Genomic DNA, 23,378 nt, shown 5'->3' on the forward strand with positions numbered 1-23,378 from the left:
GCTGGGGCTGAGGGGCCCAGCCCGGCGGGTTCTTGCGCTTCGGAGAGCCGAGACGAAGAAGCGCAAGATCTCGAACCCGTTCGAAGCCATTGCCAACCGATGAGTTGGAACCAAATGCGTGGCCGGCGAGTTGAAGATGCCGGCACCGAAACGGTGACCGGCACCCCTCAGATCTCTGCTGGCAAGCAGTTGCGCCGAGTTACCGGCCCGCGCGCTCGAGCCGGGCGGCGGTATCCTCCGGCATACCGAAGATCAGATCACGCTCGCCTCGGAGGGCCTCTTCTCTGCTCGACTGCCGGTAGCGGGCGTACAGGGCCTTGTAAATCACATTCGATCCGGCCGAGTTGTCGAGCATCTCGCGTACGAGCGTGTCGACTTCGTCATCGAGCGCGTCATCGGACACGCATCGGTCGACAAGGCCGATCGATGCCGCAGTTGTGCCATTGATGATTCGGCTGCTGAAGCTGAGTTGCTTTGCGCGGGCCAAGCCGACTCGCTCCGGTAGTCGCACGGACATCCCCCACACCGGAACGAGCCCCCACCGGCTGTGCGTGTCGCCGAGTTGTGCGGATTCCGCTGCGACGAGGAAGTCGCAGCCCAGTGCCAGCTCCAGTCCTCCAGTGAGGCAATGGCCGTGGATCTTCGCGATTGTCGGGTGGGGGAAGTTCTCCAGTGCGTCGACGGTTTCAGCCTCCTGGTAGCGACTGTCGGCGGCGCTGCCGTCAGAGATGACCGAAAGGTCGTGTCCCGCACAAAATGATCTGCCGGCACCAGTGAGGACTAGACATCGAACTGCCGGATCGGCTGCCAGACGGTCCAGGTGGCGGCGTAGTTCAGTAAACACCTCGGCAGTGAGAGCATTGAGTTTGTCGGGTCGGTTCAGAGTAAGGGTCGCCACGCCATTGGAAAACTCTTCCCGTACAAGGGAATCGGTCAATGTATTGCCTTTCTGTTCGCTCGAGCGCCGATAGGCGGTGAGCGGACGGATATTGCGCAGTCAACAGCCGAGCGATCAGCTACTGCCGATGAGTTGCAAGCAGGCGGGCCGAATACGATCGGCGAAACTGGCAGCCGAGCTACAACTCGCCAGCTGCGATATCTGGGAGCTGGGCCGGAGCCTCAGATGCTCGATCGTATGGCCGCTGATAGAGCGAAGTTACCGTCGTCTAGTCAGTAGGGTCAAGAGGTGCGACCAGTGGACTATGAGGTGATGCCACTCTGGTAGCCGATGGGTTGTCGTCGGGTTATGGGGGTCGATTCAGCGCTGCGGGCTCGTTTGCCTGGGCGTACTCCACGGTTGCGCACTTCGAGATGATGCTCGTGCCGACCACTCGGTCGGCAGTTGCACCAGCAGGGTGATGTCGACGAGCCGGTCGAATCTTGCATTACTGTCACTTGGTCAGTACCGTGTGAGCAAGTTCACGGCGCTTCCGAAGGGGATCGTGCGTGAAGCTGGCTCGCAAGGAGGCAAGTTAGGAATGGCAGTTCGTACGGGCAAACAGGGGGCCGACGCGGCTCGCGAGGTTCGGTCCGAGGATGTACTGGACGCACAGGAGACCCGGTGGCCGGACGAGGTTGAAGCCCTCGTTGTCGGTGCAGGTATGTCGGGTATCGCTTTGACTCGCGCGCTCAAACAGCAGGGCTTGCACGAGATCATGGTTCTGGAACGGAGTGATCAGCTGGGAGGAACCTGGCATCACAATCGGTACCCTGGCGTCGCGTGCGATGTTCCTTCGGCTGCCTACAGTTTCTCGTGGGCGCCGAACGACTGGAGTCGCTTGTTCGCGCCGGGCGACGAGATCCGCGAGTACCTACAGCGGGTTGCGGCCGAGCACGACATTGTTCGGCACGTTCGCTTCAAGACCGAATTGCTCGAGGCCGCGTGGGATGCGGCGGCAAACCGCTGGATAATCGAGACCACCCGAGGACGTGTTCGCGCACAGTTCTTCGTGATCGCCACAGGTCAGCTGCATGATGCGATCATTCCCGACATTCGCGGCCAGGAGAAGTTCGCTGGTACGGCGTTCCACTCCATGCAGTGGCCGGAGGGCTTCGACCCGACCGGAAAACGGATCGCGGTGGTGGGTACGGGTGCGTCCGCGATGCAATTCGTTCCACGGATCCAGCCGGACGCCGAGCGGTTGGTCGTGCTGCAGCGGACCCCGCCGTGGATCGTGCAGAAGTACGACATGGTTCACAAGAAGGTCGACACGCAGCGCGCGATGCGCAGGCAGCGAAGGGTCCGTACCCTCGTACTGAGCATCCTCGAGATGTTCCTCGGAGTGACCTCCGATGCTCGACGAGCGTTTCTGATCGAGTGGATGGCGCGCAAGCACTTGCGTGACACAGTGGGCGATCCGGAGTTGCGTGCGGCGCTCACACCCGATTACAAGATCAATTGCAAGCGGATTCTGCAGTCGAACGAGTGGTACCCCGCGATTCAGCAGCCGAACGTAGACTACGTGGCTTCCGGGTTGTCGGAGGTTCGCGAGGGTTCTGTGGTCACTACCGATGGCCGTGAATTCGAAGTGGACACGATCATCTACGGGACTGGGTTCAAACTGCTTCAGGACCACATGCTCAGACGCATCCGGGGTCGTGACGGCCGTGTCATGTCCGACGTGTTCAACGGGAAGCAGCGCGCGCACAAGGCGACCACGATGGTCGGATGTCCGAATCTGTTTGTGATCCTCGGCCCGAACGGGGGAGCGGCCTCCATCCCGGTTGCCATCGAGGCGCAGGCGCGCTACGTCTCGTCGGCGGCCGAAACGATGCGCCGGCAGGGCCTGGAAGCCGTGGAGGTGAAGCAGGAGGCTGAGGACTCGTGGAATCGCAGCAAGGACACCAAACTGGAGAACTCGGTCTGGAACGCAGGGGGATGCGCGAGCTACTACGTCACCGATGGCGTCAACAACGTTGTGTGGCCGGGTTCGATGGGCCACATGAAGAAGACTCTGCAAACGTTCGATGTTGAAAACTACCTGGTCACGAAGAAGTCGGGGGTTCCGACTGGCCAGGCGGAGTCGGCGTAGACACGCCCGACCATAGGAGGAATGTAAAGTGATCCGATCCGACCGCCCGCTGGGAATCGCTCCGGCGACCGTCTCCGATTACCGCGAGCTGGCCCGCCGCACGCTGCCCCGCCAGTTGTTCGACTACATCGACGGTGGCGCAAACGACGAATCGACGATGCACGCCAACATCGACGACCTGAAGCGCGTGCTGCTGCGTCAGATCGTTCTGCGTGATGTCTCTCGGAGGGAGCAGCAGACGAAGGTTCTCGGGCAATCGCTGTCGATGCCCGTCATCCTCGCACCGGTGGGGTTGGGGGGAATGTACGCACGTCGAGCCGAAGTGCAGGCGGCGCGTGCAGCCGAGTCGGCCGGCGTGCCATTCGTGGAATCGACGGTTTCGATCTGCGGGATCGAGGAAGTCGCGAACTCGGTCAGCGCGCCACCGTGGTTCCAGCTGTACATGATGCGCGATCGCAGTTACGCCGAGGATCTGATGAGTCGGGCGGCCGCGGTCAACTCGCCGGTTCTGGTGCTGACGGTCGACACGCCGGTTGTCGGCGCTCGGCACCGTGACACCCGCAACGGGCTGGTGGGCCCGCAGAAGGCATGGGCCACGATGCGCCGCGGCGCAGACTTTGCATCGCATCCGAAGTGGGCGGTCGGCGTCGGGCTCCGGGGTAAGCCGCACACCTTCGGCAACCTGGAGAAGGCGGTCCCTGGCGCCCAGAGCCCCGAGGCATTCGGCGAATGGGTCGCGTCCAACTGGGACCCTTCTGTCACGTGGGACGATATTGCTTGGGTGCGTGAACACTGGTCGGGCCGCCTTGTTCTCAAGGGAATTCTGGATACCGAGGATGCCAGGCGCGCTGCCGACGCCGGCGTCGACGGCATTATCGTGTCGAACCACGGTGGCAGGCAGTTGGATGCGGTGCCGTCGGCGGTCAGAGCGCTTCCGAACGTCGTCGATGCCGTCGGCGATCAACTGGAGGTGCTGGCTGACGGTGGCGTTCGCACCGGGCTCGACGTGGTCAAATTTCTCTCGCTCGGAGCGAGGGCTGTACTCGTCGGTCGCCCTTGGGCGTGGGCTGTCGCAGCCCGCGGCGAAGCCGGCGTCCGACACGTGCTCGATGGTTTCCGAGCCGATATCGACACGGCGTTGGGTTTGACGGGCCGCGCCAGCGTCGATGACCTGGACCGCACAGCACTCGTCCTGCCAGAGGTTCTCTGAACCCCTCGCGGCTCGTTGACTACCCGGCTCGACTGGCCGTTGGGGAACCCTGACTTTGTCGGGTTGCGCTTCCTGCCGACGGGATTGGCGTTGCATCGGACCTCGTTCGCCGATGTTCCTGGGCCCCAAGCCATCCCGACGCCTGTGAGGCGCGACTCAGTGGTGAGTGAATTTTTGCACTGAGTGCGAATATTGAATACGCTGGTGTCATGCTCGACCACGACGAGGTGAGAATGAGCGGACACAAAGCAGAGCGCTCGGGGCCAGGTCGGCCCCGAGCGTCCTCGCGTGAGGACATCGAGCGTGTCGCGATCGAACTGTTTCTCGAACGCGGGTACAGCGCCGTCAAGGTCGATGAAATCGCCCAGGAATGTGGGATCAGCAGGCGCACCTTCTTCGGATACTTTCCGTCGAAGGGTCGACTCGTGTGGAGCGAGTTCGAGGATGCCCTCCGCATCCTGAAGTCCGAGCTGAACCGGGCCAGCGCGGTGTCTGTGCTCGACGCTGTGCTGGAGGCTGTGGCAGTCGTCGCCGAACAGACGCTTGGAGCCCGTGCGGATCGTGCAACGATCGCCCGGCGTTTTCAGCTGTTCGAGTCGAGCGATGTGCTGCGGGGAGAAGCCGCGCGGCAGTCCGCAGAACTGTCCGCTTTGATCGCACGGTTCGTCGCTTCCCGGAGCGGACTGGAAGCGACCTCACCTGCGCCCGAGACGATCGCTGCTGCCGTCATGGGCTGCTATACCTCCACCCTGCGGCAATGGTCGGACCCAGAAAACGAATTGCGCCCAGTCGGTGAGGTGGTGCGGGAGTCGCTCACTGCGGTGTGTGCCGCGCTGACTCCGTATCTGGACGCTCAAGTCGCGCGGACAGCATAGCCCGCATCAATGACGAAGCGAGGAGAGCAATGAGCAAGGTGACGGCACGGATCCAATCCTTCGATGACGCTTTGTATTTCGCGAAGAAGCGCGTTCCGAAGGGCATCATGCAACAGTTCGTCGGTGGAAGTGGTGCGAACCATACGGTGCGTCGCAACAGGGACGCCTTCGATGCGATCGAGTTTCTGCCACGGTCGGCGATCGTTCACCCGACGCGTGACCTATCGACCACCGTTCTGGGTCACAAGATCTCAACACCCATCTACCTGTCCGCGGTGGGTGCGCTACGTGCCGGGCATGTCGAAGGGGAACTCGCGGTTACCAGGGCGGCGGGTGCAGCGGGGACGATCCAGTTCGTGAGTGGTGTCTCCTCTACGTCAATCGAGGAGATCACAGCTCAGGCGACCGGGCCGATCTTCCAGCAGCTCTATTTCTTCGATGGCCCGAGCGACATGACGGCGTCGGTTATCGAGCGAGCCAAAGCCGCCGGAGTCACGGCCCTAGTTCTCATTGGTGACAGCGCTACACACAGCCCTGGCGCGCACTTTCCAGTCGGTGAGCGTGCCTACGCGCCACTGGGACTGAATCTGATGGACGCCATCAAATTTCTTCCACAGGTGCTGGCCAAGCCGGCCTGGGCATGGGACTTCCTCCGCAACGGGATGAAGGAACCGAAGCCGGTTATGGCTCGCCGCGCCGATGGATCTGCGATGAGCATGAAAGAAGGGGCTGCCGCCAGCTTCATTCGAACGCCCAGCTGGGAGGATCTCCCGTGGATCCGGCAATACTGGGACGGGCCGCTCGTGATGAAGGGAATCATCTCGGTCGAGTCTGCCAAGCGTGCCGTGGACGAAGGCATCGATGCGATCGTCGTATCGAACCACGGAGGCAATATGCTCGATGGCACCATTGCCTCGATCGAGGCTTTGCCTGCGATCTCCGATGCCGTGGGTGGCGATCTTGACATCCTCCTCGACAGCGGTGTCACCAAGGGGACAGACGTGGTGAAGGCGCTGTCGCTCGGTGCAAAGGCGGTCGGACTCGGTAGGGGATACCTATACCCGTTGCTCGCCGCCGGCGAGGAGGGCGTTGGCCACATGCTCGGCCTCCTGAACGGACAGGTTGACCAGGCCCTCGCATGGCTTGGCGTCAGTTCCGTTCGAGAGCTCGACCGGACGTTCCTTCGGATGCCGGGGCAGGCCATCTGCTAAGGGAGGGCAGCGCCTGCGCGGATCTGCGACCACGTCCGAACTCGCGTGTTCTCCGCCATGAAAGGTGTGTTGCGGCTTGAACCATGAAGGCCCCCGGGATAACCCGGGGGCCTTCATGGTTCAAAGCCTACTCGGCGTTCAAGAGTCCCTCCGCCGCATCGGCAAGTGCCGTACTGCGGGCAAGCAGCTCGTCAGCAGAGAGGTTCTGCATCGGATGATCCAGGACGATCACCGGGACATCCCGATCGGTTTCGTAGTACGAGGCAACGCGATCCACCTGAGAGGCGAAGGGCTCAGTCAGAATCGCGATTCCGGCTGCACCTCGCTGCTGGAGCAGGATGGAATCCCTGGCGCTGCTGGCCGAGCAGCTTCCGCAGTCCGAGACACCGACCAGGATCAGGCCCCCTTCGGCGGCGATCTCATCCAGTTCCGCCGCGGAGAATGGGGCGCTTGGATTGAGCTTCACACGGATCTCGTCGCGAACTGGAATCCCGCGCTCGCGAAGGATCGCCTGCGCACCGCGCAAGATCGCCATCGAATTGGGCTTGTGGTTGTCCATCAGCACGACCTCGCGTTTGGCTGGCTTCGTGTTGACGGTGATCGCGGGAGGCTTGGGCCGCGGAATGGGGTCGACGAGAAATTCGCAGGTGATGTCGCCGCAGCTGACGATGCGTGCGTCGGGCACTTGGAGATCGGTGGTCATAGCGATGCCTTACTTCGTTTCGTTGACGGTCTTGGAGACGCCGTGAACATCCGCTACCCAGCGCGGAATCATGGCCGAAAACTTCCCGCCCTCCTTTCCGCTCTCCAGGAACAGCAGCTGGTTCTCGGAGGCCATCGGTGACCGCATCGTGCCCGGTACGACATTCCATTCCGGTGCGGGGTCGTGCGGGATTCGGCCGAGGCGAATGAGCTCGTCTGTCGGCCTGACCGCGTGCTCATAGATGAATCGGCGTGCTTCGTCACGAGAGAACGTCGACCCGATGAGATCCATGTGATCAGGGGCAATCACAACGACGTAGCCGCTGGCTCGGTAGTAGAAGTTTGTCGAACCGTAGTGCGCGATCGAGTCGGCGATCGTCAGCAGGATTTGCTCGGCTGTCTCTGCGTAGTGGTTGTTGATGCTGACCGGCCCCTCGGTGGCCATGACCGTCGCGGCGGACGACTCGGCGGCCACCCCCATCTGAGTATGGAAGGACGGCCATGTCGTCGTGGGGTGTTCGGCAATGCAGAAAGACAGGCGCCCCGGGTGGCCAATCGTTCCGTGTGCTTGCAGCACGCCGCCCATCCGGCCGCAGAACAGCCGCACCAGCTGCGCGAACCGACCGATGGTCGCGTTCGCTCGGTTGTTGGCGCCGAGTGCGTTGGCCTCGTGCTCGAAGCCCAGCTTTCCGACCACCGGGCCGCTGGCGATGACGGTGGCCGATACGCCTCCCGTGGTGACCTCGCAGCCTGAGATATTGATGCGAGGATCGACCAAAGCCTCGCCGACCGCCTTCACAAACGGGCCGTACTCGGGTTTGCAGCCAGCCATGACTGCTGCAGCCGCCAAATGCTCGCCGCGGATCTCGATGTGTTGATCTTTGATCGTACCGACGACCTCGGTAGCGGACCACTCACATGCCTCGAGCATCGCGTCGACCAGAGAGCCATAAGGGGGGATGACTGGTAGACCATCCGTCCAGCCACCCTCGAAACAGCGCTCAATGTCCTCATAGACTTCCATGCCAGCCATAGCAGAGACCCTACTGGCGGATAGTCAGTAGGGTCAAGGGTTAATATGCTGTGAAGCCGGAAATATCGGCAGAAGTTTCGGACTGTGGTCTCCAACCACATCCGGCAGCCCTCGGAATCTGCGGCTGTCTTCGAGGGAGCTGGCATCGCCGCGTTCTTTGCGCGTTGAGGCGACTCGATCCAGCGGAAAGTCCTATGTGTGACGTTGAAGTCGACGTGCCTGAGTAATCCGCTCGAGATGAGGTGCCTGACGAGCGCGGCATGCATGCCGCCGGAGCTCAGTCAGCCCTGGCGCCCTGCAGCGCCCGGAGTGTTTCGCGCAGATTCACAGGCGTTGTGAGGGGTACAGGCACTGGCTGCCCCGCCGTTGCCTCACCTTACCGTCGGCACCTTACCGTCGGCCTGGCCCCTGCGGATCGGCGTCCCAGGGATTGCGCATGGGTAGGCGCCTCATGCGGTTTGGGCCAGCTCAGGCGCGACGTGCCCTATCCCATGTGGCACTGTTCCTTGGCCAGCGTCGGGCGATCTCAGCCGCGGTATGGCGCAGGGCAGGATAGCGACTCTCCATAGACCGGGGCATGGCATCTGCACTGCGTGCTCGGGTTGCAACAATCACCGCCATCGGTGCAAGGACGGCCCGCGAGCCGGTGGCGGTTCGCGGGCCGATCCCTCGTCACCCCTGTTCATGTGATTCGCCCCATTTGTGCGAACAGGAGTTCCCGAGTACTTACTGGTTTGGTTGGGACCGCGGTGCGGCGGTCCCAACAATGTTACGGACGCTCAGCCTGACTCTTCGGATCGATGAGGATCTTTGCGTGTACCTTGGGTCGTTCGCTGAGCGCGGTGAAGGCGTTTTCGACTCCGGCCAGACCGACCACTCCGGTAACGAACGGGGTTGCGTCGATCTTCCCATCGGCGAGCATCTGGAGGCAGTCCCAGAACTCGAGCGGGGTGAAGCCCCGCACGAAGCGCAGGTCGATTGTCTTGAACACACCCATTGCGGGGCGGAAGTGGTCTTCGCTCATGCAGAGGCCGGCTACGACTACCCGGGAGAACAGCGGCGCGTTGGCGATGATCTGCTCGATTGCCCCCGGCACCCCTACGCACTCGAAGATCACTGGGCCCTTCGGCTTGGTGTCTCCAGCGGCCTCCGCCGCACGAGCGATCTCGTGCCATGGGGTGGGCATCGATCGGAGCTGCTCCATGGCGCCCACGACGCGGTGAAATGCGGGGGGTGCCGTTTCCAGGAACCCGTACTCCTGGGCACCGGCGTACGGGGAGCCCTGCGCGGGATCCACAACGACGTCGGCTCCGCACTGCTTGGCGAGCAACCTCCGACCGAGGTTGTTGTCGCTGGCGACCACAGTGCGGACACCGTTAGCCTTGAGAAGGGCGATGATGCCCAATCCAACGGGGCCGCAGCCGATCACAATTGCGACGTTGTCTTCCTGCACCTCACCGCAGCGGACGGCATGCCAGGCGATCGCGAGGGGTTCGGTGAGTGCGGCGATGTCCGGTCCGATGCCATTCGGCACCTCGAACATGAGTGCCTCCTCGACCAGCATCCGCTCTGCGTATGCCCCGGGGGCGGCGACAGAACTTCCGATCGGGTGAACCCCGCCGTCGCGGCGAAGATAGGGGAGCGCCACCACAGGTCGGCCTGCAAGGATCGACTTGCGGCAATCGGGTCCGTACTCGAGTACTGTTCCGGTGAACTCGTGCCCGAAGATGACCTGTTGGTCTGAACGCCCCACCCCGTCATAGCCGACTTCTACGGAGACATCGGCGAGTTCGTCGCCGTGATGCACGTGGTGCAGATCGGTTCCGCAGATCCCGGCGCGGGTGACCTCGATGAGGACCTGGCCCTTTCCGGGCTTGGGGTCCGGGATGTCGGTGACTGCAAGTTCGGACTTATGACAGACGACGGCTTTCATCGGGCTGCCCCTTTCCTTTGATTGAAACTGTTTTCCTCAGCCGGCTTCACCTGTGGCGACGTCGAGCTCGAGTGCTGGCGACGGCTCACTTCTGTTCCGACTTGACGAATTCGAAGAAGGCGTAGATTTCCGGAGTGAACTTGGCGAACTCAACACAGGAAGAGTTGCTGGCCGAGGATCCCACATAGGCGTATTCGACCGCTCCTGGTACCACGCCTTGCTGGAGCGCTTCGAGCCCGCGGGCGGTGGCGGACTTGACCGCCTCCTCTACATTATCGACCTCGAAGCATACGTGGTGGATGCCTGGACCCGAGGTGCGGAGGAACTCCTCATACAGGTTGTCGTCGCCTGAAATCGGTGCGACGATCTCGAGCTGCATGTCGCCGATGTAGCTCAGCGAGGCGTCGACCAAGAAGCCGATAGGGTTCCCACGGTAGGTGCACGTGGCCGGATCCACCTCGACCTGGGGCATTCGAACCCACTTCTTTGCGCCGAGCTGTCGCGTCAGCGTGTCTTCCATTGCATCGAGGTCTTTGGTAACCCAGGAGATCTGGCAGGGCGTGCCGATGTCAAGCGTCATGGTGGGCAGAGTAACGTGGACCACACTCTACTGGCAATAGGTCAGTATGAAGACGTAGTCAAGCGCCAGGGCGTGGCGAATCTGCCTGCCATCAGCGCTTGAGCCGGTGCGGTCTACCCGCACCCGCCATCTTGTTGACAGTTAGTCAGTATGTCTGTCAGTATCTACCGCATCTATTGTGCCGCTACCGGTCCGGGCGGCTAGCGGCAGTTCGGAGGTAGTCAGTGGTGCGGGAAAGCGTGCGAGACGTCATCATCGTGGGTTCCGGTCCGGCCGGATACACGGCCGCGACCTACACCGGCCGCGCGGAACTCGAACCACTGGTCTTCGAGGGGTCGCAGTTCGGTGGGGCGTTGATGACCACCACGGAGGTTGAGAACTATCCCGGCTTCCGGGACGGTATCCAGGGGCCGGAACTGATGGATGCCATGCGCGCCCAAGCCGAGCGGTTCGGTGCTGAATTGCGTTCCGAGGATGTCGAAGAGATGGAACTCCTCGGCGACATCAAGTACATCACCGCCAACGGCGTCCGATACGCCGCGCGCGCTGTGGTGCTCGCCATGGGGGCTGCCCCTCGGTACTTGTCGGTTCCAGGTGAGGCGGAGTTGCTCGGCCGGGGTGTGTCATCGTGCGCGACCTGTGATGGCTTCTTCTTCCGCGACCACGATATCGCCGTGGTCGGGGGTGGTGATTCGGCCATGGAGGAAGCGATCTTCCTGACTCGGTTTGCCCGTAGCGTCACAGTTGTCCACCGTAGTGGTGAGTTTCGGGCGTCCAAGATCATGCTCGACCGCGCACAGGCGAATGAGAAGATTCGGTGGCAGCTCAACTCTCGAGTCGCCGAGGTTCTCGGTGACGGTGCGATGGAAGCGTTGAAGCTGACCGATACCGCCACCGGCGCCGTCTCGAGCCTCGAGTTGACAGGCATGTTCGTCGCTATCGGTCACGATCCTCGTTCAGAGTTGGTGCGGGGCCAGGTCGAGCTGGATGATGCTGGCTACGTCCTGACCAGGGGCCGCAGCTCGCACACCAGTTTGGAGGGCGTTTTCGCCTGTGGCGACCTGGTCGATCACGACTACCGGCAAGCAATTACAGCGGCCGGCTCAGGGTGTTCGGCCGCGATCGACGTCGGGCGTTGGCTGGCCGAGCACGGCGGCAAGGAGCACGAGCATGAGCCCGCAGTGCTGGTCGGCGACTAGCACTGTGCAAAAGCCGTCGGTGTGGAAGAAGGCGACCGAGTTCCGGTGGCACGACGACCGTGACAACAAAGGAGAGACGATGTCTGATTCGATCCAAAGCGTGACAGACGCCGACTTCAGCCAGCAGGTTCTCGCTGCAGAGAAGCCGGTTCTGGTGGATTTCTGGGCGACCTGGTGTGCACCCTGCAAGAAGGTTGCGCCTGTGCTGGAAGAGATTGCAGCCGAGAATGCCGACAAACTGATCATTGTCAAGATGGATCTCGACGACAATCCTCGCACTGCCAAGGACTACCGCGTGATGTCCGCGCCCACGCTCATCCTCTTTCAGGGTGGTCAGCCGGTGAAGCAGATCGCTGGAGCGAAGCCCAAGGCCGCACTGCTGGCCGAGCTGTCGGACGTTCTGGCTTGATCATCGCCGCGATGGCGACTCCTCGTCGTCGCGGCGTTTGGAGGGGAGCTGGCCCGTGGTCTGGGGCAAAATACTGACTTGTTGACAGTTGACTGACATGACATCGGATGAGTGCCCTATCATCGGTTAGGTGTCAGAGGCTGTTATTGCGTCCGAGTCCACCGAACCCGCAGGCGATGACGCCATGGGCGGCCAGCCGAAGCGGGTCCGTCGTGACAGGTCGCCGCGTGTCCGGATGGAAGCCGGTGACCGTCGCCGTCAGATCGTCGAGGTGGCGCAACGGCTCTTCGCCAAGTACCCGTACTCGGAGGTTTCCACTGCGGACATCGCCGAAGCCGCGGGGATCCAACGCGCCACCCTGCACTATCACTTCGGCACCAAGCGAGACCTCTACGTCGAGGTCGTCAAGAACTTTGCGCGTTTGCCACCGTTGCCGGAAGTCCGGAGGCAGCGCGAAGGTCTCGAAGACTCCATCGAGCACACGTTGAATCGGTGGCTCAACAGCGTGTGGGAGAACCGCGGGACGTTCATCACGATCTTCGAGGCGGGCCCGATCAACAATGATCGCGAGATCGAGGCAACCCTGGAAGAGGGCCGTGAGGCGTGGGCGGCCCGGATGGCGGAGTTGCTCGAGCTGCCAGGTGGGGCGACCCGGCCGGCGCGGGCGTTGGTCCGGAGTTTCCAATCGATGGCCGAGACCGCGGTCGACGAGTGGCTGCGGCGGGAACGTCTCGACCGTGGCGAGGTGCTGCTTCTGTTGACTCAGGCTTTGTTGACCATTGCCGAGCAGGTCGCACCCCACGTCCTCGACCCCACCGTGCGCTGATTGCTCTGCGCGAACGATAGGTATCTCACGTCGATCCTATGGATGTCACCCGGCTGCGCAGTGAGAGGCCTCGGCCACCTTCGCATGAAGGGTAGCCGAGGCCTCTCACTGTTCTCAAAGTCCGTACGAACTCGCGATGATGTCGCGCTGGACCGCTGCGACACCTCCACCGACCGTGCCTGCCATCGCTTCACGGAACTGGCGCTCCATCCCGTACTCGACGGCATACCCGGCACCACCCATGAGCTGCATCGCCTCCAGCGCCGTGTTCTTGGCGAGCTCGGTGGCCTGCAGCTTGGCCATGGACGCTTCCCGGGGGAAGAGCTTGCCAGGGTTTTCGTCCACCATCCGCGCGATCCCGTACACCATGTGGCGAGTGGCCTCGATGGCTACGGCGAGGTCGGCGATCCGGTGCTTGACCGTCTGAAAGCTGCCGATGGTGCGACCGAATTGCTTGCGCTCCTTGACATAAGCCAAAACATCGTCGAAGGCGCGCTGAGCTCGGCCGATGCCCTGAGCGGCGACCATCAGTCGTTCATGGTTGAGGCCTGCCATCAGCTGCAGCCACCCGCCGCCCGGCGTACCGAGGAGCCTGTCGGCGGGCACACGGACGTCGGTGAAAAACACCTCATTTACCTCGGTCCCGCCCATCGTCTCGATCGGCCGAATAGTGATGCCTGGTGTTGTGACGGGAACGCCGATCATGCTGAGACCCTCGTGCTTGCTGCCCGAGGAGTCCGTACGGCATACGACGAGAATGTGATCGGCTACGTGAGCTGCCGTGGTCCACATCTTCTGTCCGTTGATCACGTAGTGGTCGCCGTCCAACGTGGCGCGTGTGATCAGGCTTGCCACATCGGAGCCGGCACCCGGTTCGGACATGGCGATGGCGGACACTCGACCTTCGCAGATTCCGCCGAGAATTTCCTGCTTCTGCTCCTCGCTGCCGAATCGTTCGTACGGGCCGGTGACAATCATGCTGACGCCCAGACCGGCAACCGGCAACAGGCCACGATTGACTTCCTCGGTCATGACGCACAGCTCGGCTACACCGCCTCCGCCGCCTCCGTAGGCTTCAGGAACGCTGACTCCGACGTAGCCGAGTTCGGCCAGCTTGGAGTACAGGACAGGGTTGTGACCGCGGTGACGCTCGTCATTGAGCTTTGACAACTGTTCGCGAGTACCAGCTTCGCGCTGGCAGAACTCCCGCAATGCTGCAGCAAGGGTGCGCTGGTCTTCGGTCAGATGGACAGGCAAATGAACCTCCAAACGTTCAGGTGGTTGATACTACTGACCATGTGCCAGTAAAGGCAATGGTGCTGGCGGTTCTCAGCTCGTCCTGTTGCCAGGCTCGAGTTGGTTGGCTGGCTGATTCAGGGCTGACTGATGGCGTCGGATACGGCGCCGAACAGTGGAAGCAGAACCCCGCGCGGGGCGAAGCGGCCGAAGATGGTGCCGACCTCATTGATTACGCCGGGTACCACGACGCGCTTGCCGGAGTTCAGCGCGTTGATGGCGTCCTCGGCCACCTCGTCTGACTTCATCCAGAACAATCCTGGTATACGGTCGGTCATCGTGGTGGCAGTATCGCCGGCGGTGCTGGCCAGTTCGGTGTTCATCGGCCCGGGGCACAGCGCTGTCGCTGTCACGCCGGTTCCTGTCAGGTCGCTGTGCAGAGCCTCGGTGAAGGAGAGTAGGAATGCGTTAGCTGCCGCGTACGTCGCGTTGCGTGCCAGGGGCTGGAACGCGGTCGTTGAGGAAATGTTGAGCACCGCCCCTCGGCCGCGGCGCACCATCGCGGGGAGCAATCGGCCTGAGAGGGCGATAGCCGCGTCGATCTTGATGCGCACGATGTCCAGTTGAACCTGGACGTCGGCATCTTGGAAGCGGCCGGTCCAGTAGATTCCGGCGTTGTTCACCAGGATGTCGATCTCGAGCTCGCATCGGTCGACAGCCTCGAGTAGGGATTCGGGTGCGGAGCGGTCCGTGAGGTCGCAAGGGATGGCCTCTGCTCGCACGGCGTACTTGGTTGATAGTTCCTCCGCGAGGGCGCGGAGTCGATCCTCGCGACGCGCGGTGAGAATGAGGTTGTAGCCGCGGCTGGCGAGTGCTCGGGCGAGTGACAGGCCCAATCCGGAGGAAGCGCCGGTGACAAGGGCTGCGCTAGCGTTTTTAGGTGGTGGTAGCACAGGCGCAGGCTACTGTCCAAGAGTCAGTAGTGCAATTCGAGGCTTCGTTGCCTGGGTGTATGCGGTGGCGGAGTTGCGTTGTCTTGCAGCTGGTTTCGGTGGTTCGCCGCCTCATTGGCGAAGCCGCAGAGCGGTTCATGAAGTGTCGGGACACCGCGGCTCGGCACCGCTTGGGGAGCCGAGCCGCAGTGGGGATGCGGGTGCAGGTGTCAGCGGACGGTGACCGGGTCTGTATCCGACCCGACCGGTTGCAGTGTGGTTTCGGTCCGCCGGTGAGTGAGTTTGGCGCCCTCGACGTCGATGTCGGGGACGATGCGGTCGAGCCACTTGGGGAACCACCACGCCGCCCGGCCCATCAGAACCAGGAGTGCCGGGACGATGACCATGCGCACTACGAACGCGTCGAAGAAGACGCCGGCAGCTAAGGCGAAGCCCATGCACTGAGCGACGACGTTGTCGTTGAGCATGAACGCGCTGAAGACCGAGATCATGATGATCGCCGCGGAAGTCACGACGCGGGCGCCGTGATGGTACCCAGTGATCATTGCTTCCTTCGGGGACTTTCCGTGGATGAACTCCTCGCGCATGCGAGTCACCAAAAAGACTTGGTAGTCCATGGCCAAGCCGAAAACGAGGCCGATCAAGATGATCGGCAAGAAGCTCACCAGTGGATGGGGTTCAACGAGATCGAAGGTGCCCTTCTGGAAGATGAGCACGGTCGCGCCGAAGGTGGCCCCCATGGAGAGCAAGAAGCCGAGCGCGGCGGTCAGAGGTACCAGGATAGACCGGAACACCAGCACCAACAGGATGAACGCGGCACCGGCCACCAGCGCCATATAAGGCACGATCTTGCTGAGCAGTGCGTCCGATACGTCGATATATACAGCGGTCGTACCTGTGACGCCGTACTTCATTCCATACATGTTTTCGAGCTCCGGTTCGGCGTCTCGCGCAGTCTCGACCAGGTCCCTGGTGGCGTCATCATTGGGGCCGGCTTTCGGTACGCCCATGAACAATGTGGCTTGCCCGTCCGCGCTAGGGACAGAGGGAGTCAAGTAGTTCATACCGGGGTTGCTTGCCAAGCGGTTTCGAAGGTCGTCCACAGCTGATTGCCGCTGGTTCTGCGGCACGTCGGTGAGGTCGACAACGACCATGAGCGTTCCGTTGGCGCCTTCGCCGAAGCCCTTGGTCTGCAGCTCGTAAGCCTCGCGCAGCTGGGTACCCTCCGGGAATGAATCGCCGCCTGGCAGACCCAGCTGCATGTCGGCCGCCGGCACCGTGAGCATTCCCAACAGGACGACACCTGCGGCCAGCGCCAGTGCCGGAGACTTTCCGATGGTCCGGGCGAACCGCATGCCCGCGGTAACTGCCGTGTCGTCTTCGGGGTCGTACTTGGCGACAAGCGGCAGCTTCGGTGTGAACAGACGCCGTCCGAGGGCGCCCAGCATCGCGGGGAGCAGCGTAACGGCTACCAGCACCGCAAAAGCGGCTGAGACCGCCGCGAAAACGCCCATGTACGTCAGGAAGTCGATACGAACCACGCTCAGGGCGGCGAGGGCGATAATGACGGTCAAACCGGCGAAGATCACTGACGAGCCAGCCGTTCCCATGGCAGTTCCGGCGGCTTCCTCAGGTGATTCCGCCACGCTCAGTTCGTGTTTGTACCGAGACACGATGAACAGTGCGTAGTCGATGGACAGGGCCAAGCCGATCATTGAGGCAAGGACCGGAGTGAAGGTGGGTAGCGTGAGCCAGGCACTGCCGAAGAGGATGACCGCGAAGGCTCCGCCCAATCCGAGCAGCGCGGTGACCACAGGAACGAAGGCAGCGACGATTGCACCGAACGCCACCGCCATCACCACTAGGGCGACAGCGATGCCGATGAGCTCCGCGGCTCCACCTTCCTCGGGCTCGGTTGCGATTATCCCGGTGAGATACACCTCCAATCCGGCGGCACGGGCGTCATCGGCGACGTCGTAGGCCTTGTGCCGGTCTTCTTCTGTGACGTCGGACATTTCGGCGATGTCGTACTTCACCTTGATCGTCGCCACCGAATCCGGCGAGGCCCGGTTGAGGACATTCAGCGGTGCACTGTTGCAGACGGCGACGAATTGTGCGTCGTTACGGTCGCCAGTGAGGCAGTCGATGCCTGCTGGTTGTCCGATCAGTGTGGTGGCTGTGATCGGGTCGACGAGCGGTCGGCTGCGGTCCACGATGTCGAGGACCCCGAGCTTGGCGACAAAGGCCTGCACCGCTGCGGCATTGTGCGGATCCGTCAGTTTCTCGCCCTCTGGCGCGCCGATGACATAGGTGCCGGCAACGGCGGTGGGGTCGATTTCCTTGGACATGCCGGGGAAGTGCTCATCGAGAATCTCGGTGGCCCGGTCCGAAGGCAGTCCAGGCAGCGAGAACTCGTCTTGGAACGGTTTAGACACCGAGGCGCCAAGGCCGACGGCCAGAGCCAGTAGAGCTAGCCAGACAGGTATGACGATCCACTTTCGGCGGAAGGCGAATTTTCCCCACCGATAGAGGTATACGGACACGATGGTCTCCTGATGATTGTCGGGTCGGGTGATGCTGTCGTACGAGTCGACGAGGCAGAGGCAGGTGGTTGCATTCCACCTACTGCACGTAAAGGCCTACCTTCCGTCGGACAGGTAGTTCCTGTCGACGTGTCAGTAGTAGCTATGGTCCGGCGCTAAACGCATTCGGCAGCGCGGGGTCAAACGGTTGGTGCCGTTCGTATTTCACCCGCTGTGGGTGCCCTGAGGATCGTGTGGAGGTCGGTTGGCTTGACATGGTTCTTCGCCGCTCGGCGACCTTGCACCGTGTGAGTAAGGGTGCGGGTGATACTCGGAGAGCGCGGCAAAGTACTGGGTTGCGACACAGACCGTGTTCGGCGTCGACTTTGAGGTTCCAATGTGCCCGTCGCGCCGCCTGGCTGAGCAGGAACCTGGGGGTGGTTTTGAGAGGCGGTGGTGTTGGATGCACTCACGAGTGCACCTCTCCAATGGCTGCCGGAACGCCGCCCGATAAGCGCTGAGCATGTATCACTTCTCCGGTGATGCCGTCTACATTCAGATCTCGTATGCAGCCCAGAAAGCGGCGTTCTGTGTGTACGCCCAGTGCCGGGTTCAGGACGATGGTCCATGCGCCATCGTGTTCGGCTGGGCCGCTGCGGATTTGAACATGGTTGACGGTGCTGCGACAGTTCTTCCACACAATGAGTGCAGGATCCTCTGTGGATCCTCCGGTCCTGGATTCGGCGTCGAATGTCACGATCGTACGGGTATCGGGTTCTCCGCGGTCGGTGCGAAACTGCATTTCATCGGCCATGGCTGTCACGCCAGCCGCTGCAACGATCGCGAGCGTGGGAATCCACAAGAGCGCGAGATGCTTCATCGTCGATACCCCACCGAAGGGCCGCGGAGAAGTTGGGTATCGCCGTAGGGAGCCAAGAATCCGTTTGGGGGCAGGGACAGTCGATCGAGCCGACGAGTGATCTGCTGAACAGCAATTGGTTTTGTCGTCAACTGGGCGACACGTTCGACCACCCACGCAACACCGGTGAGCGCCACGCCTCCAGCGAGCAGCACCGGGACGAACACGTTGAGGCGATCAGGGCGAACGAGCCAAGCAAAGCCGACGCGTTGTGCGGGTTCGGCATCGGTGACGATTCGTGCGGGTAGCTGCCGTGTGGGCTCTGGCGTGTGGTTGAGACGGAGTTGGATCTCCCGTAGGCGGCTGGTCACGAGCAAGCCGATCAATGCTGTCTCGGCTGCTACGAATAGCGTCGCCGACATGATGGCGCGGCTCCACTCCCAGCGGTACAGATAGATGAAAACATATGCAGCGGAGGCGATTCCGGCAGCTACTGCGATGAGCACGGTGAGTTTTCGAATCATCGCGCTACCACTGTCTGGTTGGCGATCTGAACGGCACCGGTCTGACCATCGAGTTCGATCTCCGCGCCGTCGGGCAACCGGCGGGTGGCATCTGGAAGATTGACGACCACCGGCACGCCGTGTTCACGCGCCAGAATCGCAATATGGCTGAGCGGGCTGCCGGTTTCGGCGATCAGCCCTGCGAGGCGTGGCACCGTTGCGGCCAGCCGAGGATCGAGATGCCGAACTACCAGAATTGCTCCTGGTGGCGGCTGATCGCCGATGTGCACGATCCCTCGACCAACACCGCCGCCCGCGCCGATCCCTCGCGTGGAGGTGCTTTCGTGACGCGTCACCGCCACGGGAACCGTGCCGGCGAGCCGGAACTCGGCAGGCAAGACCGCCGCGTGAGAACGTTGGCGGGCGGCGAGGTCTATGGATCTCACTCGGCCGCAGGCCAAATCCTCCAGTTCATGGAGATGCAGCAGCGCGACCGATTCGGTCGATGGCAGAAGCTCGTCGGCGTACAGCCTGCGACCCAGTTCGGCGGCGACGCGGGCGCTGAGCTCCTGAATCCATCGAGATCGCAGTCGCAGGGCTTCGCGTGCAACCGGCGTGCCGGCGAGGTCCCCATGGAGAGAAAGTGATTCACCGCTCACGAGCGGTAGCTGCGGATGGAGCCCGATCTTCGGGGGGCTCAGCGCGAGCACTGTCGGAAAGAGTTCGGTGATGCCCTCATCGTCAATTCCTCCGGCTCGTGCCTCACACAGCGTGGCGAGCGCAACGGCGGTGGCTGTCGGGCCCGAGGAGATGCCTCGGTGGAGCATGCTGGCCAGTGCCTCGTAGCCGTGTACGGCGGTCAGGGCGGTCCGGCTGTGGTGCAGGATGTCGATCAAGTTCCGGTTGCCCAGCTGATCGAGCGCGGGTACCTCTGCGAGATCGGTGTCCACCTGCTCGCACACGTGGTCGGCGAGCAGTGGGAGCGCGGCGGTCAATCGGCCCACACGCACCGAAGCACCTAGACGTCGTGTGAGAGGACGAGGATCCAGCTTACGAAGCCACGGTCGGTCGCGGCGCTGCACGCCAAGCAATTCAAGATCGGCGACAGCGATACCCTCCACCGAAGTCGCAATCGGAGAATCGCGCAGCGCGCGCGACGTCGCAACCCCCGCCGTCTCCAGGGCTACTCTCAGCCCATCGGCCAGCGGTGTGAGCCATAGGTCTTGTTCCAAAGGAAGCAGCGGATCGGGGAAGGTCTCGGCCAGCGGTCCAGGTCCGAGGATCGGACCCTTGCCCGGGGCATGCATTGCTGTGATCGGTCGCGCCTGTAGCAGGAAGGCCTGTCCTTCGTTGTCGAGGGCCCATTCGATATCCAGAGGTGTGCCGAAGATTCGCTCGGCCGCAGAGGCGAGTCTGATGATCTTGCGCCGCAGCATGATCGGCATCGCCGATCCTTCCTCGGTCAGAACGCGACGTATTCGGCCGCCTCGTGTGAGGGTGGCGGTCCATCCGGCGTCACTTCCGTCCACCACGCTACTCGGTCCGCTGCGGACTGCGGTCAGGACCATCCGATCGCGGCGTCCGCTGATCGGGTCAGCGGTGAACAACACGCCGCCCCACACCGCACGGAGAAATGGTTGGACGAGGATTGCCATCCCATCTCCTGGCGCGTGCGGCGAATCCTCCGCCCCGAAAGCCGCTGATGCCCGTACCTGGTCGACAGCGACTGTGAAGGCTTGCCAGTCCTTGACGTCCAGTACCGACGTGAAGCACCCGGCCATCGATTGCTCCGCACCGTCTTCGACGGTCGACGACGACCGAACCACGAGTGCTCGCGCACCGTCCCCCGATAGTCGTCGCCACTCCTCGGTCGGTAGATCAGTGGGCGGCTTCCAGGCAGTGGTCAGTATGAAGCCGTCAAGCACTGGCAGCCCGCTGTACGAGGCTCGGGCTAGTGCGGCGGCTTTAGCGCCAGTGAGTCCAGGATCCTGCGCCCGCGAATCGCGTAACGTCAGCACGGTAGGTGGCAGTGCGGTGGGGGCCGTCATATGTCTTTTCGCCTTCAGGTCACAAACAACGTTGTTTTTCGGTTCGGCGGTCATCGGATGGCGCGAAGGGATCGTCAAATACTGTGAAACCCAGAAGCTTTCGGTGTCGTAAGACCGACGATGAAGATGTCGAGGAATCCCTCGACGTTGCTCTGAGGCTCTGTAGCAGGCTGGCGTGCGAGAACCTGGTACAGCATCGTGCCGATGAGAATGTCGGCGGCGGCCTCGAGATCGGCGTCGGCACGGACCTGTCCTGCCGCAACGGCGCCGTCGAGACGGCGTACCAGTTGCTCTCGGTTCGGGCCGGAAAGCTGATCGTAGAGCCGCCGCGCATCGGTATCGCTGTCCGCGGCGGCCGCGGCCCAACCGCGGAACAGTGCGGTATCGGCCGGGCTGTCGAGCCGGTGAACCATCTCCGCGACCCAGTTACGGAGATCTGACGTGATGTCGCCGGTGTCAGGCGGGGGGCCGGCGAGGCTGGCGAGATATCCCGACAGGGCCGCTTCGGCGACGATGGCCGCCTTCGATCGCCACCACCGGTAGACGGTCGGCTTTCCCACACCGGCTCGTGCCGCGATTGCCTCGATGGACATCTGCTCGTAGCCAACTGATGTCAGGAGATCGCGTGTGGCCTCCATGATCGCCTGATGCGCGCGGGCGCTGCGGGGTCGACCTCGCTGCTTGTCGTCCATGGCCACGATCGTAGGAGCCATCGCCGATTTATTGAACGGTGCGTAACGAAAGTCACTCGAGCGCGGGCTCGGGTCCGCTCTGTCCTGGAAGTCTCGGCCCGCGGGGCAATTCGACGCTGTCTTACCGCTACGGCTACCAACGACGGTCGGTTTCGCTTCAGCGCCGCCCCTCGCGCTTCGGCCCAGGCCGTGTCGGCCAGCCGGCGGCTTGCGGATGATTCATCTGAGCGGTCGGGCGAAGTTTGCCGGACACGCCGAACGGGTGACTGAGTGCCACGGCGTAGACGCCCGGGATGGGCGTTCGGCACCCGTTCGCGGGTGAGGAAGGCGGGCGTGAATGTGGGTCAACCTCAGATGTGTCGGTCTGGTCGACCGGCGGGCCCAAGCGTTCGAGGATTCTTTCGTTGGCAGGAGTGACGCGGGTGAGGGCCATCAGCGGCTATCAGCCGGCGACTTTGAACGAGTGGAAGCGACCTTCGGCTGCAAGCCCCCGCGTTCGCCTTCTCGTCACTCATGGTCGGCGCGGCCGGTGCGCTGTCGACGCGGGGGCAGAGATGGCCTTCATCAGTCGATTTCCGGCGAGCGCTCCGGCGGCTTGTCGCTGAATGTGCCGTGGAGAGTGGAGAGCCTCCCGACCCGTGTCGAATCTAATCGGAATGTTGCCGACTGTTCAAAGGCACACCCGTAGTTCGCGGGCCCTCGGTTATGGTGTGCCGCCGTCGACTCTCAAGATTGCGCCGGTGCAGAATGATGACGCGGCGGTAGCGAAGTAGAGCACCGCCCCTACCACTTCGCTCGATTCCCCGGCCCGGCCCAACGCCACACTGTTCTCGATCCGTTCTCGCAGCTCTGGTGTCCATGCGGCGGAGATATCGGTGAGGAAGGGGCCACACTGGATGGCATTGATTCGCACAGTGGGGGCGAACGCCTGGGCAAGTCCTTCGGTTAGGGTGTTCAGCCCAGCCTTGGCTACGGCGTAAGGCAGGGTCTTCGCATCGGGCCGAACAGCCGCGACGGAGCTGATGTTGATGATCGCCCCACCGCCGTCGGCGACCATGCGGGTGCCGATGGCCGCCGAGAGGCGAAAGGGGCCTTTGAGATTGACGCCGATCACTTTGTCGAACAGCGCCTCGCTCACCTGGTCCAGGCTGGAGTAGTGCGGAGATAGCCCGGCATTGTTGACCAGTACGTCGACATGACCGAACTCGTTGTAGACGGTCTCGACGAGCCGATCGCAGTCGGCCCAATCGCTGACGTTGCAGGCAACGGGAAGAGCGCGTACTCCGAACCTGGCGGTGATCTCGGCTGCGAAGGCCTCGCAGTTCTTCAGCTTGCGGCTGGCGATCACAACGTCGCCGCCCTGTTCGGCGAATGCGGACACCATGTCCCTGCCCATGCCGCGGCTGCCGCCTGTTACGACGACGACCTGACCTTCCATGCTCACATCGGCTCCATTAATAGAGTGGACACTCAATACAATAAGTGGTTAGTATAGGAGCCGTGCGAGAGAAGTCAACGCTTGATCACCTGTCCGACCTGGAGATCATCGAGTCGT

The 23,378-nt window shown here is 62.6% G+C and carries 20 protein-coding genes; 7 read left to right on the forward strand and 13 right to left on the reverse strand.

Features of this window, described 5'->3' with window-relative positions; genetic code table 11:
• Positions 1–199: 199 nt before the first annotated feature.
• Positions 200–937, reverse strand: a complete 738-nt coding sequence (locus ACWF9G_RS27375) for an enoyl-CoA hydratase/isomerase family protein (RefSeq protein ID WP_452518798.1) — start codon at positions 935–937, stop codon at positions 200–202.
• 541 nt (positions 938–1,478) lie between these two features.
• On the opposite strand from ACWF9G_RS27375, the gene ACWF9G_RS27380 reads away from it, so the two are divergent.
• The 4 genes from ACWF9G_RS27380 to ACWF9G_RS27395 all read left to right on the forward strand — a co-directional run bounded on the left by ACWF9G_RS27380 (position 1,479) and on the right by ACWF9G_RS27395 (position 6,328).
• The gene (locus ACWF9G_RS27380; RefSeq protein WP_452518800.1) at positions 1,479–3,032 is read left to right on the forward strand and encodes a flavin-containing monooxygenase; all 1,554 of its coding nucleotides are present in this window, start codon (positions 1,479–1,481) and stop codon (positions 3,030–3,032) included.
• A 28-nt stretch (positions 3,033–3,060) separates the two neighbouring features.
• Entirely contained in the window at positions 3,061–4,242 is a 1,182-nt protein-coding gene (locus ACWF9G_RS27385) for an L-lactate dehydrogenase (RefSeq protein WP_452518802.1), read from the forward strand.
• A 209-nt stretch (positions 4,243–4,451) separates the two neighbouring features.
• On the forward strand, positions 4,452–5,117 hold the full coding sequence (locus ACWF9G_RS27390) for an acyl-CoA-like ligand-binding transcription factor (RefSeq protein ID WP_452518803.1): 666 nt from the start codon (positions 4,452–4,454) through the stop codon (positions 5,115–5,117).
• A gap of 29 nt (positions 5,118–5,146) precedes the next feature.
• Positions 5,147–6,328 (forward strand): alpha-hydroxy acid oxidase, encoded by a 1,182-nt coding sequence (locus tag ACWF9G_RS27395; protein WP_452518805.1) that lies wholly within the window; start codon positions 5,147–5,149, stop codon positions 6,326–6,328.
• Between the two features lie 127 nt (positions 6,329–6,455).
• Here the strand turns inward: ACWF9G_RS27395 and ACWF9G_RS27400 are convergent, their stop codons facing one another.
• The 4 genes from ACWF9G_RS27400 to ACWF9G_RS27415 all read right to left on the reverse strand — a co-directional run bounded on the left by ACWF9G_RS27400 (position 6,456) and on the right by ACWF9G_RS27415 (position 10,576).
• Positions 6,456–7,031, reverse strand: coding sequence for a UGSC family (seleno)protein (locus ACWF9G_RS27400; protein WP_452518806.1), 576 nt, complete (start codon positions 7,029–7,031; stop codon positions 6,456–6,458).
• 9 nt (positions 7,032–7,040) lie between these two features.
• Positions 7,041–8,063 carry a hypothetical protein gene (locus tag ACWF9G_RS27405; protein WP_452518807.1) on the reverse strand — a complete coding sequence of 341 codons (1,023 nt, stop codon included), beginning with the start codon at positions 8,061–8,063 and terminating at the stop codon, positions 7,041–7,043.
• 769 nt (positions 8,064–8,832) lie between these two features.
• Positions 8,833–9,996 (reverse strand): zinc-binding dehydrogenase, encoded by a 1,164-nt coding sequence (locus ACWF9G_RS27410; RefSeq protein ID WP_452518808.1) that lies wholly within the window; start codon positions 9,994–9,996, stop codon positions 8,833–8,835.
• Between the two features lie 85 nt (positions 9,997–10,081).
• Positions 10,082–10,576: a VOC family protein gene (locus tag ACWF9G_RS27415; protein ID WP_452518810.1), complete on the reverse strand. Its 495-nt coding sequence runs from the start codon at positions 10,574–10,576 to the stop codon at positions 10,082–10,084.
• A gap of 224 nt (positions 10,577–10,800) precedes the next feature.
• Between ACWF9G_RS27415 and trxB the strand changes: the two genes are divergently transcribed.
• From trxB to ACWF9G_RS27430, 3 genes are all read left to right on the forward strand, one after another.
• On the forward strand, positions 10,801–11,775 hold the full coding sequence (trxB, locus tag ACWF9G_RS27420) for a thioredoxin-disulfide reductase (RefSeq protein WP_452518812.1): 975 nt from the start codon (positions 10,801–10,803) through the stop codon (positions 11,773–11,775).
• A gap of 79 nt (positions 11,776–11,854) precedes the next feature.
• Complete coding sequence (trxA, locus tag ACWF9G_RS27425; protein WP_452518813.1) at positions 11,855–12,184, forward strand: thioredoxin; 330 nt, start codon at positions 11,855–11,857, stop codon at positions 12,182–12,184.
• Positions 12,185–12,314: 130 nt separating this feature from the next.
• Positions 12,315–13,010 carry a TetR/AcrR family transcriptional regulator gene (locus tag ACWF9G_RS27430; protein ID WP_452518815.1) on the forward strand — a complete coding sequence of 232 codons (696 nt, stop codon included), beginning with the start codon at positions 12,315–12,317 and terminating at the stop codon, positions 13,008–13,010.
• A 114-nt stretch (positions 13,011–13,124) separates the two neighbouring features.
• Here the strand turns inward: ACWF9G_RS27430 and ACWF9G_RS27435 are convergent, their stop codons facing one another.
• The 8 genes from ACWF9G_RS27435 to ACWF9G_RS27470 form a co-directional block, all read right to left on the reverse strand.
• On the reverse strand, positions 13,125–14,267 hold the full coding sequence (locus ACWF9G_RS27435; protein WP_452518817.1) for an acyl-CoA dehydrogenase family protein: 1,143 nt from the start codon (positions 14,265–14,267) through the stop codon (positions 13,125–13,127).
• Between the two features lie 116 nt (positions 14,268–14,383).
• Positions 14,384–15,199, reverse strand: a complete 816-nt coding sequence (locus ACWF9G_RS27440; protein ID WP_452518818.1) for an SDR family NAD(P)-dependent oxidoreductase — start codon at positions 15,197–15,199, stop codon at positions 14,384–14,386.
• 209 nt (positions 15,200–15,408) lie between these two features.
• Positions 15,409–17,742, reverse strand: a complete 2,334-nt coding sequence (locus ACWF9G_RS27445; protein ID WP_452518820.1) for an MMPL family transporter — start codon at positions 17,740–17,742, stop codon at positions 15,409–15,411.
• Between the two features lie 448 nt (positions 17,743–18,190).
• Complete coding sequence (locus ACWF9G_RS27450; RefSeq protein WP_452518821.1) at positions 18,191–18,601, reverse strand: hypothetical protein; 411 nt, start codon at positions 18,599–18,601, stop codon at positions 18,191–18,193.
• Entirely contained in the window at positions 18,598–19,104 is a 507-nt protein-coding gene (locus ACWF9G_RS27455) for a hypothetical protein (protein ID WP_452518822.1), read from the reverse strand. The genes ACWF9G_RS27450 and ACWF9G_RS27455 overlap by 4 nt, the downstream gene beginning before the upstream one ends.
• Positions 19,101–21,185, reverse strand: coding sequence for a PEP/pyruvate-binding domain-containing protein (locus tag ACWF9G_RS27460; protein ID WP_452518823.1), 2,085 nt, complete (start codon positions 21,183–21,185; stop codon positions 19,101–19,103). The genes ACWF9G_RS27455 and ACWF9G_RS27460 overlap by 4 nt, the downstream gene beginning before the upstream one ends.
• 20 nt (positions 21,186–21,205) lie before the next feature.
• Positions 21,206–21,823: a TetR/AcrR family transcriptional regulator gene (locus tag ACWF9G_RS27465; protein WP_452518825.1), complete on the reverse strand. Its 618-nt coding sequence runs from the start codon at positions 21,821–21,823 to the stop codon at positions 21,206–21,208.
• 703 nt (positions 21,824–22,526) lie between these two features.
• Positions 22,527–23,261: an SDR family NAD(P)-dependent oxidoreductase gene (locus ACWF9G_RS27470; protein ID WP_452518893.1), complete on the reverse strand. Its 735-nt coding sequence runs from the start codon at positions 23,259–23,261 to the stop codon at positions 22,527–22,529.
• Between the last annotated feature and the right edge of the window lie 117 nt (positions 23,262–23,378).

It is taken from the genome of Nocardia sp. NPDC055029, assembly GCF_053608525.1.